The organism is Xanthobacter sp., from assembly GCF_041911315.1.
Lineage (GTDB): Bacteria > Pseudomonadota > Alphaproteobacteria > Rhizobiales > Xanthobacteraceae > Xanthobacter > Xanthobacter aminoxidans.
The window spans coordinates 1-13267 of sequence record NZ_JAYRPE010000048.1 but is presented as its reverse complement, the minus strand read 5'-3'; the positions used below and the strand labels follow the sequence as shown (position 1 = coordinate 13267).

The following is a 13267-nucleotide window of genomic DNA, read 5'->3' as shown; positions in this document are numbered from 1 at the left end:
CTGCCGCGCCGCAGCGCCTGCGGTCCGTGCGGTTCCAGCCCTCACACGATCGCCGCGGCGGCCCGTTTCAGCGCGTCGGCGTCCATGGGCAGCAGGACGGCGTCCGCCCGCTTCAGCACGTCGGCGAGGCGCGTGCGGGCGGCGGTGGCAAGGTCGGGGTCATCGATCTGCGCCAGCGACCCCAGGGCGGCCACGAGCCTGAGCCCCACCTCCACCTGCCCGGCCCCGTCGCGGGCAATCGGCCGGAAGGCGTCTTCCAGCATGTCGTCCATCGACAGCGCGGGAATGGTGACGTTCGCCACGGCATCCTGGACGGGCAGGTTGCGGGCCGCACGCCAGCCCCAGAGAAGCCGAGTGAGAGTCCCGCTCACGTCGATGGCGGTGCCCGGGTCGTTGACGCCCGGCGACAGGGCCTTCGACGCGATCTCCGCGAGCACCACCATGCCAAACCGTGGGTCCTGCTCGAAGCTGCGCACGTCGCCGATGGTGATGGCGCGCCGCAGCGCATCCGCCAGCGCATCGTCGGGCGGCGCATCGAAAACGGCCAGGGGACGGACCGGATCGACGAAGGCGCCCGGCCGCACGGCCCCATGGCACGTCACGCCCTCCGGCACAGCCGCCGCAAGCTGCCCCACATCCATATGCTGCACGTAGCCGATGGCCGTCGCGAAGACCGGATAGCCGGCCGGCGGCGGGGCGGTGCGGACGGTTGCGCCGAGGCCGGGCCGTCGCGCGAAATCCTTCAGCGCCGCGGCGGTCGCCTGCTCGGTCCGGTCGATGATCTCCCCCATGCGCCCGAGCCGCGACACCCGGTCGATCCAGCGCAGCAGCGTGCCGACGACGACGGCGATGAGCACCACCGTCGCGGCGAACAGCAGCAGCCGGCCGGCATCGGAATAGACGCCGCCCACACCCCCCACCAGCGCCACGATGGAGAACAGGAACGCGCCCACGAAGACGCTGAGCGTCCGCTGGAGGGCCGCGTCCTCGATGAGAAGCGAGGTCGCGCGCGGCGTCGCCGCCTGTGCCGCGGCCGAGAGGACCGAAACGATGGCGGACAGGCTGAACGTGACCACCGCCAGCATGCTGGAGGCCAGCACGGTGAGCACCGGCTCAAGGCTGTTCGAGGTGAAGGTGAGGTAGCCCGGCAGCGCGTATCCCGATGGCAGGGTCGCCGCGACGAGCACCACAGCCACCGCCGTGAGGCTGTAGGCGGTGGGCCAGAACCACAGCCGGTGGGCGAGGCGCTTGAGCTGGAAGCGCACGCGATCGCTCAGGATCGGGGGGATCATGCAGGCTCCGGGCTGTTACCGCCACGCGGGCTGGTCGCGCCGACGGCACGCCCCGCTTCTCGTCAGCAGGGGGAAGCTTGGCTGGAGGCGTCCGGTTGCATGAGGTCGATCACGAGGCCGTGATCGGGCGGGGCGCGCTCAGCTCGCCTCGCTGCGCAGGGCCATCTTCTCGCGGCGACGCTGGACGGAGGAGGGGATGTTCATGCCCTCCCGGTACTTGGCGACGGTGCGGCGGGCGATGTCGATACCGTCGTCCTTCAGCTTCTGCACCAAGGTGTCGTCGGAGAGCACGTCCTCCGGCGCCTCGGCCTCGATCAGCGTCTTGATGCGGTGGCGCACCGATTCCGCCGAATGGGCCTCACCGCCGCCCGAGGCGGAGATGGCGGAGGAGAAGAAGAACTTCATCTCCACCACGCCGCGCGGGGTCGAGATGTATTTGTTTGAGGTCACGCGCGAGACGGTGGATTCGTGCATGCCGATGGCGTCCGCCACCGTGCGCAGGTTGAGCGGGCGCAGGAAGCGCACGCCGTGCAGCAGGAAGGCGTCCTGCTGGCGCACGATCTCGCTCGCCACCTTCAGGATGGTGCGGGCGCGCTGGTCCAGCGAGCGGGTGAGCCAGCTCGCGCTTTGCAGGCAGTCGGCGAGGAAGCTCTTCTCCTCCTGCGACTTGGCATGCTTCACCACGGTGGCGTGGTAGCTCTGGTTCACCAGAACGCGCGGCAGCGTCTCGGAATTCAGCTCGACGATCCAGGTGCCGTCGGCGCCGGGGCGCACATAGACGTCCGGCACCAGCGGATGGACGACGCCGGAGCCGAAGGCGAGGCCGGGCTTGGGATCGAGCCGGCGGATCTCGCCGATCATGTCCGCGAGGTCCTCGTTGTCCACGCCGCAGATGCGCTTCAGCGCGTTGCGGTCATGGCGGGCGAGGAGTTCGAGGTTGGCCACCAGCGCCTGCATGGCGGGGTCGAAGCGGTCGCGTTCGCGCAGCTGGATGGCGAGGCATTCGGCGAGGTTGCGGGCGCCGACTCCGGAGGGTTCGAAGGTCTGGATGAGCTTCAGGACGGCTTCCACCTCGTCGCGCGGCACGCCGAACTGGCCGGCGAGGAGGTCGAGGTCGCCGGTGAAATAGCCGGTCTCGTCGATGAGGCCGATGACATTGATGCCGATGAGCCGCCGGGCGGGATCGCTCACCGCCACGGAGAGCTGGGCTTCCAGATGGTCGGCCAGCGTGGTCTCGGCGGTCAGGAAGGCTTCGGGATTGTAGTCGTCGCCCCGCTCGCCGCCGCCGCTCCATTCGCCCATGGAGGGGCTGGAGGCGGTGGAGCCGCCGCCGGGGGTGCCGCGATCGGCGGGCGCGTCGTCCGGGAAGACGTTGCCGAGGTCGGTGTCGAGGCGGGTCTCCATGGCGGCCCGGCTCTGCTCGTTGTCCTGGCCGGTCCAGTCGCTGGCCGGGGGCGGCTCGCCGTCGAGGCCGCCGCGCGCCATCTCCTCGCCGCGGGTCTCGCGGACCTCCGGCTGCGGCTCGGGTCCGCTCGCCTCGCCCTCGGTGATGCGCTCCAGCAGCGGGTTGCGTTCCAGCTCGGCCTCGACATAGGCCACCAGCTCCATGTTGGAGAGCTGGAGCAGCTTGATGGCCTGCATCAGCTGCGGCGTCATCACCAGCGACTGGCTCTGCCGGAACTCCAGCTTGGGGCTCATCGCCATGATGCTGGCCCCCCGATGTCCATGGCGCGGCGGGTGCTCACAGGCGGAACTCCTCGCCCAGATAGAGCCGCCGCACGTCGGGGCTGGAGACGATGGCTTCCGGATCGCCCTCCATCAGCACCGCGCCGGAATGGATGATGTAGGCGCGGTCGATGAGGCCCAGCGTCTCGCGCACATTGTGGTCGGTGATGAGCACGCCGATGCCGCGTGAGGTGAGGTGGCGCACCAGCGCCTGGATGTCGCCCACCGCGATGGGGTCGATGCCGGCGAACGGCTCGTCCAGCAGCATGAAGGCCGGCTTGGTGGCGAGCGCGCGGGCGATCTCGAGGCGCCGCCGCTCGCCGCCCGACAAAGCGATGGAGGGCGACTTGCGCACATGGGTGATCTTGAATTCTTCGAGCAGCGCCTCGGTCTCCTCGCGGCGGCGGGCCCGGTTGGGCTCCGACACCTGGAGGACGCCCATGATGTTGTCCTCCACCGAGAGGCCCCGGAAGGTGGAGGCTTCCTGCGGCAGGTAGCCGACCCCGAGGCGGGCGCGGCGATACATGGGCAGGGGCGTGATGTCGTGGCCATCCAGCTCGATGCGGCCGGCATCGGCCTTCACCAGGCCCGTCACCATGTAGAAGCAGGTGGTCTTGCCGGCGCCGTTGGGGCCGAGCAGACCCACGGCCTCGCCGCGGCGGACGTTCATGCTCACGTCCTTCACCACCTTGCGGCCGCCATAGGACTTGGCGAGGCCGAAGGCGGCCAGCGCCCCGGTGGAATTGAAGGGCAGCGCGTCCCGCCCGTCGCCGGGATAGGATGCGGGATAGTCGTCGCCCGCATCGGCGTCGTCGCCATAGGCGGCGTCCGGCGGCATGTAGGCGCGGTGGCGGGGGTCTGGCGCGGCGCGGGCGGGCGTCTCGTAGCCCGCATCATATCCCGCATCGCTGCGCGGATCGTCCTCTTCCCACTCGCGGGAATCCTGATCGCCCGCAGGGCGTGGAATGCCATCCGTCTCGCGGGGATCGTGTTCGCGGGGGTCGTACTGGCGCGCATCCTGCTCGCCACGGGCGCTGCCCGAGACGGACTTTCCCCCCGACTTCGAGTCTCCCGACTTCGACTTGCCGAACATGGACAGGACGTTCAACGCGACCTCCGGAAAACCCGGCCCCCAGATTGGAAGGTTTAGAACGTCCCAGCCGGGGATGCAACGCCTCCATGCAAGAGGCGGGCCGATTTCAGGGGCGAGAGTTCGCAGGTCTCGCGGAAATGGGAATAGTCAATTGAAACAAAAGAGAAATAATTTAACTTGACAGGCGCATGAAGGCTGCAGAAGGCGGCCGCGAGGCCGCCTCGGCCGGTCAGCGCTTGGGGGGCTGTTGGCCGCCCTGTTCGGTCTTGGGCTTGTCCGCCTCCTTCAGGCTGCCCGGGACGATGAGGCTCTCCACCCGGCCGCCCTCGAACTTGGACACGCCGCTGACGAGATCCACCACCAGCTTCTGGCCGCGGATGACGTTGGGGCCCTGGGTCAGCACCACCGGCTTGCCCACCATGGTGACGGTGTTGGTCTTCATGTCGAAGACGCCGCTGTCGCCGGTGGCGGTCTGCTCCTTGGTCTTCACCACCACGCCGCCGGTGGCCTCCAGCTTCTTGATCTGGCCCTTCTGCGCCGGATCCGTGCCCGTCTGCGGGGTGCCGCCGGCCTGCTCGTTCATCGAGCCTTCGTAATAGACGAGCAGGTCCTTGGAGCGGAGCGTGGTGTCGCCCTGCGTCACCAGCACGTTGCCGGAGAAGACGGCCACCTTGTCCTTGTCGCGCACCTCCAGCCCGTCGGCATTGATGCGCACGGGCTGGTCGCGGTTGCGGGCGAAGCCCTGCAGCGCGTTGGGCACGCTGGTGCTGGGCGCCTGCGCGGCCGCAGGACCGGCGACGAGAAAGGCCGCCAGCGCGAGAATGCAGGCGGGTGCGAGGCTCGAAACCGGGAGGCGGACCTTGAGGGCCGTCGCATGACACATCATTGAGCAGGGACCGGGCGTCGCGGGGGAAGGGGCGCCGGCACCAGCGCCGGGACCGCGGGAGAGGGCGCAGGCGGAACGGTGACGGTTCCGGTGGTGGCAGGCGCTGCCGGCGCTGCATGGACAGCGGAAGCGGGCGTCGCATCGGCGGCGTGGGTGGGGGCAGCCGGATTGGCGCCCGCCGCATTGTTTCCCGCCGCGTTGGCGCCGTCCGGCTTCTGGCCGGGCAGGTTGCTCATGCGGAAATCGAGCTGCACATGGCCCTGGAACAGGGCGCGCGCGCCGCGGTCGGTCACGTCCAGCCGGTCGGCCACCAGCTTGCCGTCGAGATAGGTGAAGACCACGGGATGGGCGGTGGCGATGGTGCCGGCCTTGATGTCCACGTCGGCGTCTTCCAGCTTGCCGCCGTAGCCGCCGTTCATGGCGAGGTCCACGCCGTCGCCCAGCGTGATGAACTGCTTCTTGGTGTCGAAGCTGCCGGTCCTGGCGTTGACGCTGGCCCAGCCCTTGTCGGCCAGCTCCAGGCGCGCCTCGATGTCGGAAAGCTCGATCACGTCCGGCCGGGTAAGATCCTGCACCGCCGTTTTTGCGGTAATGCGGTAGCCGCGATTGTCGTCGGTGAAGCCGGAGAGCTTGGGCAGTTCCATGGTCAGGCGCGAGCCCGACAGGGTCAGGTGGCCAATGTCGAACGGCAGGTCGATGGAGAGCTTCAGCCGGGACAGGATGGACACCGCGCCGATGCCGAGGACCGCGACGATGATGGTGACGGGCACCAGCCGCTTGATCCAGCGCACGCGCGCGCTGTGCCGCCGCGCCTTGGTGAAGTCCGGCGGGGGCGGCGGGGTGAAGGCTTCGGCCTCCCGCGCATCGAAATCGTGTGGCGGCACGTGTCGGTTCATGGCCCTGTTCCGGCGGCGGGCCTGCCCCGCTGGCGCCTGTTCTCGGCTGCACGCCCCCTCACGCGGGCGTCCGGCGCGTCGCCCCACGCGCGGGGTCCAAGGTGTCCGAAATGGCGCCCTGAAGCAAGGGCCGTGCCCAAGCCTCTCATGCGCAACGCTTTTTCGCGTCGGGCCGGATCACGAATGGGCGAAGATGTCCTCTTCCGCCCAGCCGGAGAGGTCGAGGGCGGCACGGGCCGGCAGGAAGGCGAAGCAGGCGGCGGCGAGCCCGGTGCGGCCCTCGCGCGCCAGCATGTCCTCCAGCTTGGCCTTCACCGCGTGCAGATACAGAACGTCCGAGGCGGCGTAGGACAGCTGGGCGTCGGAGAGGTCGGCGGCGCCCCAGTCCGAGCTTTGCTGCTGCTTGGAGATGTCCACGTTGAGGAGTTCCCGCAGCAGCTCCTTCAGGCCGTGCCGGTCGGTGTAGGTGCGCACCAGCCGCGAGGCGATCTTGGTGCACCAAACCGGCTGCGGCATCACCTTGAAGGTGTGCTGGAGCACGGCGATGTCGAAGCGGCCGAAATGGAACAGCTTGGTCACGTTCGGGTCGGTCAGCAGCCGCACGAGGTTCGGCGCGCTGCCGGGGCCGGCGCCCTGCGGGATCTGCACCAGGTCGGCGCTGCCGTCACCGTTGGAGAGCTGTACGAGGCACAGCCGGTCGCGGAACGGGTCGAGACCCATGGTCTCGGTGTCGATGGCCACGACGGAGGCGGCCACGAAATCCGCGGGCAGGTCGCCGCGATGGAGGCGGATGGTCATCTGATGTCTTTTGCCTTGTTCGAGCACGGCTTTTAGCGAACGGCCGCGCCCCTGTCGATGCCGCTGCGCAGGACAGGCGCCCGGTGCGCGCCGCGGTCCGCCGTGCTAGAAGCGGCGCCGTTTCGACGTTACGAAAGCCTGGGGGGAAGAAGATGCGTTCGTTTCTGGCGACAGGCCTGCGCCTTGCGGGCCTCATTCTGGCGCTTGGCCTGATGGCCGGCACGGCGGCCGAGGCGCGGTCGGTACCGCCTGGCAGCTACCTGCGCTCCTGTCGTGACGCGCAGGTGCGCGACGGCGCCGACCTCGCTGCCTTCTGCGCCACCCGCAACGGCCAATGGGTGGTGACGCGGCTCAACGATTTCCCGTCCTGCCGGGGCGACATCTCCAACCAGGACGGCCAGCTCTGGTGCCAGCGCCGTCCGGTGCCCCCGCCGCCGGCGGTGGGTCCGCGCGGCTCCTATCGCCAGACCTGCACCCGCGTGGAATTCCGCAACGGCGTGCTGAGCGCCTTCTGCCTCACCCGCGGCGGCAACTACCAGCCCTCCGTGCTGAACACGCTGACCTGCCAGCCCGGCTCGGACATCTCGAACCAGAACGGCCAGCTGTTCTGCCCCTCGCGCCAGCGGCTCCAGCCGCCTCCGGGCTCCTACATGCGCACCTGCCGCAACATCTCCATGGGCCTCGGCGGCGTGCTGCGCGCCCAGTGCCAGCGGGTGAACGGCTCGTGGAACCCGACCGCGCTCAACATGAACAATTGCGGCAATTACCGCGACATCTCCAACCAGAACGGCAACCTCGCCTGCTTCTGACGTTGACCTATCGCTAGGTGAGCCAACCCTGCGTCACTGGTATCATCGCCCCGATCGATTCGGTCGGGGAGTGATGCCATGGCGGGGGCGCTTGACAGGCTGCTGGGCGGGGCGCTGGCGGTACTGGGGTGGATGCTGGCGGCGGGCCTCTCGCCCGCCGCGGCGCAGTCGGTGCCTCCGGGCAGCTATCTCAGCAGCTGCCGGCAGGTTCAGGTGCGGTTCGGGCACGACCTCGCGGCCTTCTGCCCGAACCGTGCCGGCCGGGATGTGGTGACCCGCCTCGACAATTTCCCCGCCTGCCGCGGCGATATCGCCAATGTGGACGGGCGGCTGACCTGCGCGGCCGGCGGCGGCGGGGGCATCCTCGGCCCCGGCGGCATCGCCCCCTCGCCCACGCCGTCGTTCCAGCAAGTGCCCGCAGGCCCCTATAAGGCGTCCTGCCGCAACATCCGCATGGATGGCCCGTGGCTGCGCGCCTCCTGCCGGGACGACTGGGGCGGCTGGCGGGATGCGAGCCTGATGCCGGCCGGCTGCATTCCCGGCAAGGGCATCGTCTATGAGGATGGACGGCTCTCCTGCGGCGGCTCCGGCTTCAGCGGCGATCGGCCCCCGGCGGGCTCCTACCGCGCGTCCTGCCGCGACATCAGCTATTCCGCCGGGCTCATCCGGGCCACCTGCCGCAACAGCTTCGGCAGCTGGGTGCCCACCACGCTCGCCACATCCTGGTGCGGCCACGGCCGCGACATCCGCAATGAGGGCGGCAGCCTCACCTGCCGGCCCGAAGGCTCGCCCGTGCCGGATGACCACAAATGGGGCGGCGGAAGCTGGGGTGGAAACGGCGGAAGCGGTGGCGGCAGCGGTGGCGGCAGTGCCTTGCCCTCCGGCTCCTACCGCGCCACCTGCCGCAATATCAGCATGTCCGCCGGTTGGCTGAAGGCCTCGTGCAAGAGTACATCGGGCACGTGGAAAGACAGCAGCACCTTCGCCAGCTGGTGCTCGGGCGGCTCCCACGACATTGCGAATGTGGACGGCCGCCTGACATGCCGTTAGGTTCGATGCGGTAGTTCGGTGCCGCCCACGGGGCTGCGCCTCATCCTCAATCCTCGTGCGAAGGATGCCGCATGATGAACTTCCGGGTTTGGGCGGCAGCCCTGCTGTGCCTGTCCGCCACGCCGGCCGCGGCGGCGGGCGACATTCCGGTCGGCAGCTATCTGGAGAGCTGCCGGCAGGTGCAGGTGCGCTGGGGGCGCGATCTCGCCGCCTTCTGCGCCACCCGCGCGGGGGAATGGGTGGTGGCGCGCCTCGATGACTTCCCCTCCTGCGACGGCGACATCGCCAACCGCAACGGCCAGCTCATCTGCAAGGACACGCCGGCGCCGGGATCGCTCTACGGCACGCTGGCCCCGGCGCCGCCGCCCCGGCCCCAGCCGCCGGCCCCGCCGCCCGTGGTCCAGCGCCCGCCGGCCGGCACCTATACCTCCTCCTGCCGTGACCTGAGGCTGGAAGGCAGCTGGCTCTCCGCCACCTGCCGCGACGGCTGGGGCAACTGGCGCGAGGCCGGCCTCTCCCTCACCGGCTGCCCGCTGGGCGCCGACATCGCCAATGTGGAAGGCCGGCTCGCCTGCCGCTCCTTCACCTCCCAGCATGCGGGCGACTATCCCCCGCCCGGCTCCTATCAGGAGACCTGCCGGGACATCTCGCTCGATTCCGGCACCCTGCGCGGCAATTGCCTCAGCCGCCGGGGCGCGTGGCTCGCCTCCTCGCTCTATCTCTCCTGGTGCAGCAATCGCGAGGTGGTGAACGACGACGGCATCCTGCGCTGCGCCTCCTCCGCGTCGTCTGCGTCGTCCGGATCGGGCTGGAACACCACGCCCGCGCCCTACGGCTCCTATCGCTCCACCTGCCGGGACGTGACGGTGAGCGGCGGCTTCCTGCGCGCCATGTGCCAGGACCGTGGCGGCACGTGGCGCACCTCGGTGCCGCTCCAGCTCTCGCAATGCCTGCAGGGGGCGGACATCTACAACGACAACAGCGACCTGCGCTGCTCGCGCGGCGGCTCGTCCGGCTTCAGCGACCGTCCTCCGCCGGGCTCCTACATGGCGAGCTGCCGCGAGATCCGCGTGGTGGCCGGATGGCTGAAGGCCTCCTGCCAGGACCGCAACGGCCGCTGGTCCGAAGCCACCACCGCCGTCTCCTGGTGCAGCCCCGGCCGCGACATCGCCAACGACAATGGCCGGCTGACCTGTCGGTAGCAGGACAGGTCGCCGGCGGGTCTCATGGACTGGATTGCATAGCGCGCGCAGTCTGGCGCGGGGAGCGCGCTTCAGGCCCGTCGGCCCTCCTGGTCGTCGACGGTCCCTCCTGGTCGTCGACGATCCCTTCGGGGTGGTGAACGCCCTCCGGGGCCATCCCGGCCGCGACCATTGTCGTCGCGGCGCGGCCGGCTGACCGGATCGGGAGCCTAAAAGGCTCAGTCGACCGCCACCTCGGCACCAAGGTTCTCGAACACCGCGTCGATCTTGCCCTTCAGCGTCTGGGCGTTGAACGGCTTGACGATGTAGTTGCTGACGCCGGCCTTCTTGGCGGCGATCACGTTCTCGGACTTGGCTTCCGCCGTCACCATGATGAACGGGATTTGGCCGAGGGCGCCGTCGGCCCGCACCTGCTTCAGCAGCTCGTAGCCGGTCATCGGCTCCATGTTCCAGTCCGAGATGACGAGGCCGTAGCTGCGTTCCTTCAGCTTGGCCAGCGCCTCGGTGCCATCGGAGGCCTCGTCCACATCCTCGAAGCCGATCTGCTTCAGAAGGTTTCGGATGATGCGCACCATGGTCTTGTAGTCGTCCACCACAAGGACGGGCATCCCAAGATCAACCCCCATGACACACTCCAGAAACGGGGACGATGAACACGCTCCATCCATGTTTGGCGAGCGCAACGACGAATGATGTTCTGATGTCCCGGGCTTGTGTGAGGCTTGCACCAAGAATTGGGGTCGTCTTCCTCAATCATCGGGGACGATTTATAGGAGAGTGGAAAGCATAGCCTGTTTCAGGAGGCCCTAATGTCGGCTGCCCGGCGACCCTTCAGGATTGAGACCCCGAGTTCCGCCGGCGCCGCCGTCGACCTCTTCGCGGTGGATGGCCTCGACGACCATCTGCGTCGCATTTTCGGCGAGCTCGCCGAGGTGCGCGAGGAGATCGCGCGCTTCAAGACGCGCGATCCCGCCGTCGATCGCGAGCGCGACCGCAATGTGCTGTGGGCCGGCATCGAGACCATCCAGGATGCCATTCAGCACACCAAGCACGAGATCGCGAGCCTGCACGCCGAAGGTGCGCGCGGCGAGAAGCTGCTGCGCGCCACCAGCGAGCTGGAAGCGGTCGTCACCGACACGGAGGAGGCGACCGAAGCCATCCTCACCTCCGCCGAGCGGGTCGATGCCTTGATGATCCAGATGCACGCCCTGCTCACCGGCGATGCGGCGGACCTCGCCACCGAGATGCAGAACGAGACGACCAAGATCTTCGAGGCCTGCAATTTCCAGGACATCACCGGCCAGCGCATCCGCAAGGTGGTGAAGCTGCTGCTGTTCATCGAGGAACGGGTGGCGCGCATGACCGACATCTGGGGCGGGGCCGATCTCGTGGCCCAGGGCGCCCGCATCATCCCCCGTGAGGGCGACGAAGCCCTCCTCAACGGGCCTGCCCTCAGGAGCGACGCAGGCGTGGTCTCGCAGGACGACATCGACAGCCTCTTCGCCTGAGGGTGCGGAGCAGTCGGGGGGCGGTCCGCCTCCCGCTTGCTCCCGGCCAGACCTCACTCCGCGCGAATGGCTTCCGGCGGCACGGGCGGCGCGGCGCAGAAGGCCTCGGAGGTGGCGGTCCATTCCCCCACCCCGGCGGCCACGAGATTCTTCATCACCTTGCAGACATAGCGATGCTGTCCCACCGTGTTGGCGGGCCCGGCATTGTAGCGGGCGACCGCCATGGTCCAGCTGCCGTGCCGCTGGCGCAGCTCCTTCAGGAAGCGTGCGCCCTGCTCCACGTTGAGACGCGGATCGAAGATCTCCTCCAGCGTCTGGAATTCCTCCCGGTGCCAGTACCAGTTCACCTGCATGCAGCCGATGTCGATGAGCTTCACGCCGCGATCGTTGGCGGCACGGAACATGGCGAGGGCCTCGGGCAGCGAAGCGGGCAGATGGTCCTTGCCCTCGATGTGCAGCATCAGCGGCTGGAGGCCGCTGCCGGTGCCGCTCTCGGTGAGCGCGACGGCGTAAAGGATCTGCAACGGAATCTGATACTTCGCCGCCGCCCGCGCCAGCTCGCGCTCGCAGATGCCGTGCGGGACGGGCTTTCGGCCGGCGTCTTTCCTCGGGGGTGAAGCCGTCGCCTGGCCGGAGACGGACGGAGCCGGCTCCGCCTTCTGGGGCGCGGCTTGCCGCGGCTCAGGCGGGCGCCGCTCCCCCCAGATGGGCCGTGCGGGGGTAGGGGGAGCGGAAATCGGAAGCTGAGGTTCGGCCGCCACATCCTCCGTCTCGCCGGCGACGGGGGGGCCGAACGCGGCGGATGCGTCGCCGCAGCGCGCCTCAACCGGCGCCAGCGCGAGGCTCGTCAGCAAAAGAAGGCGCAGCGTCGTCATCGGGAAATGTCCTGTCCTGCCGGCCGTTGCGACCCTGCCGGCCGGGGTCGGTGCTGCCGCGCCCGCCGCCTTGTCCCTCGTCCGCGCTCTCTTGCGGAGGCAGGTTCTCCATCGCGGCAAGGCTGCGCACCGGCGCATCGAGTTGCGACAGGACGGGGCCGCCGACGTCCAGCTCCACGTCGGTTAGCCCGGCCGAGCCGAGGAGGGCGGAGAGATGGTCCTTGTCGGCCGCGAGCAGTTCGGCGGTGGCCGGGTTGTCCGCCTTGAGGCGCACAGTGAGGCCGTGCGGGGTGAGGCGCATGTGCACCACCACCCGCCCCAGCGTTTCCGGCGAAAGCGCGATGTCGAGCACGCGCACCGGGCCGGCTGGCGTGGAGCTGTCGGGAGCCTCGATCGCACCTCCGGCTGGCGCCCCCGCCGCAGCGGGATCGATCTGCGCCACCTCCGCCGCGATGGCGCGGCCGACCTGCACAAGGCTGGCGAAGGGCAGCGCGGGGGATGCCTCCGGCTTGAGGGCGGGCTGGAGCTTCGGCGGTTCCGCCACGGGCACGGTGGGCCGGGCGGGCGCCTGGCTCGGGTCCGGGGCGAGGCGACGGAGTTGGGGCGGGTCGCCCTGGGTGTCCTCGGGCGCGGCGCGCGGGGGGAGCGGCCGGACCGGCGTCCGGTTTTCGCTCGGGTCGAGGTCCGGGGAGAGGGCGTCCGCTGCGGGCGCGCCTGTCGCTTCGCGCGTGGCCGCGTCGCGTTGGGTGTCGGCCCGCGCCAGCGGCAGGGGCGCGGTTGCAGGCTGGGTGAAGGCCCGCACCGGCGCGAAATGCGTTTCCTGCCGCAGCACCACGAGCTGCATCGGCGGCGGCGTATCCGCCGACCCCGCCGACGCCGCCAGCGGATCGGGCGCCGGCATCGTCTGAGCGCGGAGCGCGACGTCCGCCGCCGACGTGTGCCTCGCGTCCATGACCGGCGCGGGCGATATCGCGAGGAGCGGCATGGCGGTCGGCTGGGGAGGTGTGTCGGGCGCGGGCGTGTCGGACGGCGGCTCGGCCTCGGTCTCGGTGGCGTCGATGGGGCGTCTCTCCTGCAGCGGCAGGACCCGCGCGGGGCGCGGAGCGGGGGCGGCGTCGATCTCGCCGCGCTCC

13 protein-coding genes are annotated in these 13267 nt (G+C 69.8%); 4 read left to right on the top strand and 9 right to left on the bottom strand.

All coding sequences use genetic code 11. The features are described from left to right. Positions 1-41: 41 nt before the first annotated feature. From ACE3QW_RS14615 to ACE3QW_RS14590, 6 genes are all read right to left on the bottom strand, one after another. On the bottom strand, positions 42-1292 hold the full coding sequence (locus tag ACE3QW_RS14615; protein WP_374252104.1) for a DUF2254 domain-containing protein: 1251 nt from the start codon (positions 1290-1292) through the stop codon (positions 42-44). Between the two features lie 138 nt (positions 1293-1430). Continuing rightward, complete coding sequence (gene rpoN, locus ACE3QW_RS14610; protein ID WP_029556045.1) at positions 1431-2996, bottom strand: RNA polymerase factor sigma-54; 1566 nt, start codon at positions 2994-2996, stop codon at positions 1431-1433. Between the two features lie 37 nt (positions 2997-3033). Next, on the bottom strand, positions 3034-4125 hold the full coding sequence (gene lptB, locus ACE3QW_RS14605) for an LPS export ABC transporter ATP-binding protein (protein ID WP_374252102.1): 1092 nt from the start codon (positions 4123-4125) through the stop codon (positions 3034-3036). 214 nt (positions 4126-4339) lie between these two features. After that, positions 4340-4996, bottom strand: coding sequence for an LptA/OstA family protein (locus ACE3QW_RS14600; RefSeq protein ID WP_250165298.1), 657 nt, complete (start codon positions 4994-4996; stop codon positions 4340-4342). Further along, positions 4993-5892 carry a hypothetical protein gene (locus ACE3QW_RS14595; RefSeq protein WP_374252100.1) on the bottom strand — a complete coding sequence of 300 codons (900 nt, stop codon included), beginning with the start codon at positions 5890-5892 and terminating at the stop codon, positions 4993-4995. The genes ACE3QW_RS14600 and ACE3QW_RS14595 overlap by 4 nt, the downstream gene beginning before the upstream one ends. Positions 5893-6069: 177 nt before the next feature. Further along, positions 6070-6690 (bottom strand): ribonuclease D, encoded by a 621-nt coding sequence (locus tag ACE3QW_RS14590; RefSeq protein ID WP_024276851.1) that lies wholly within the window; start codon positions 6688-6690, stop codon positions 6070-6072. A 152-nt stretch (positions 6691-6842) separates the two neighbouring features. Between ACE3QW_RS14590 and ACE3QW_RS14585 the strand changes: the two genes are divergently transcribed. From ACE3QW_RS14585 to ACE3QW_RS14575, 3 genes are all read left to right on the top strand, one after another. Next, positions 6843-7499 carry a CVNH domain-containing protein gene (locus ACE3QW_RS14585; RefSeq protein ID WP_250165295.1) on the top strand — a complete coding sequence of 219 codons (657 nt, stop codon included), beginning with the start codon at positions 6843-6845 and terminating at the stop codon, positions 7497-7499. Between the two features lie 78 nt (positions 7500-7577). After that, positions 7578-8549 (top strand): CVNH domain-containing protein, encoded by a 972-nt coding sequence (locus ACE3QW_RS14580; protein ID WP_374252097.1) that lies wholly within the window; start codon positions 7578-7580, stop codon positions 8547-8549. Between the two features lie 71 nt (positions 8550-8620). Further along, complete coding sequence (locus ACE3QW_RS14575) at positions 8621-9751, top strand: CVNH domain-containing protein (protein WP_374252095.1); 1131 nt, start codon at positions 8621-8623, stop codon at positions 9749-9751. 218 nt (positions 9752-9969) lie between these two features. Here the strand turns inward: ACE3QW_RS14575 and ACE3QW_RS14570 are convergent, their stop codons facing one another. Continuing rightward, entirely contained in the window at positions 9970-10377 is a 408-nt protein-coding gene (locus ACE3QW_RS14570; RefSeq protein ID WP_024276855.1) for a response regulator, read from the bottom strand. Between the two features lie 183 nt (positions 10378-10560). Between ACE3QW_RS14570 and ACE3QW_RS14565 the strand changes: the two genes are divergently transcribed. Then, positions 10561-11259, top strand: coding sequence for a protein phosphatase CheZ (locus ACE3QW_RS14565; RefSeq protein ID WP_374252092.1), 699 nt, complete (start codon positions 10561-10563; stop codon positions 11257-11259). 53 nt (positions 11260-11312) lie between these two features. Here ACE3QW_RS14565 and ACE3QW_RS14560 read toward each other — a convergent pair whose 3' ends face one another. Continuing rightward, on the bottom strand, positions 11313-12134 hold the full coding sequence (locus tag ACE3QW_RS14560) for a transglycosylase SLT domain-containing protein (protein ID WP_374252090.1): 822 nt from the start codon (positions 12132-12134) through the stop codon (positions 11313-11315). Beyond that, the coding region (locus ACE3QW_RS14555) for a flagellar hook-length control protein FliK (protein WP_374252088.1) at positions 12082-13267 on the bottom strand (1186 nt) is incomplete at its 5' end. The genes ACE3QW_RS14555 and ACE3QW_RS14560, both read right to left, overlap by 53 nt.

Coding starts and splice junctions, on each gene's coding strand:
- ACE3QW_RS14615 (WP_374252104.1), bottom strand. CDS start 1,292: ATGATCCCCCCGATCCTGAGCGATCGCGTGCGCTTCCAGCTCAAGCGC.
- rpoN (WP_029556045.1), bottom strand. CDS start 2,996: ATGGCGATGAGCCCCAAGCTGGAGTTCCGGCAGAGCCAGTCGCTGGTG.
- ACE3QW_RS14600 (WP_250165298.1), bottom strand. CDS start 4,996: ATGATGTGTCATGCGACGGCCCTCAAGGTCCGCCTCCCGGTTTCGAGC.
- ACE3QW_RS14595 (WP_374252100.1), bottom strand. CDS start 5,892: ATGAACCGACACGTGCCGCCACACGATTTCGATGCGCGGGAGGCCGAA.
- ACE3QW_RS14590 (WP_024276851.1), bottom strand. CDS start 6,690: ATGACCATCCGCCTCCATCGCGGCGACCTGCCCGCGGATTTCGTGGCC.
- ACE3QW_RS14585 (WP_250165295.1), top strand. CDS start 6,843: ATGCGTTCGTTTCTGGCGACAGGCCTGCGCCTTGCGGGCCTCATTCTG.
- ACE3QW_RS14580 (WP_374252097.1), top strand. CDS start 7,578: ATGGCGGGGGCGCTTGACAGGCTGCTGGGCGGGGCGCTGGCGGTACTG.
- ACE3QW_RS14575 (WP_374252095.1), top strand. CDS start 8,621: ATGATGAACTTCCGGGTTTGGGCGGCAGCCCTGCTGTGCCTGTCCGCC.
- ACE3QW_RS14570 (WP_024276855.1), bottom strand. CDS start 10,377: ATGGGGGTTGATCTTGGGATGCCCGTCCTTGTGGTGGACGACTACAAG.
- ACE3QW_RS14565 (WP_374252092.1), top strand. CDS start 10,561: ATGTCGGCTGCCCGGCGACCCTTCAGGATTGAGACCCCGAGTTCCGCC.
- ACE3QW_RS14560 (WP_374252090.1), bottom strand. CDS start 12,134: ATGACGACGCTGCGCCTTCTTTTGCTGACGAGCCTCGCGCTGGCGCCG.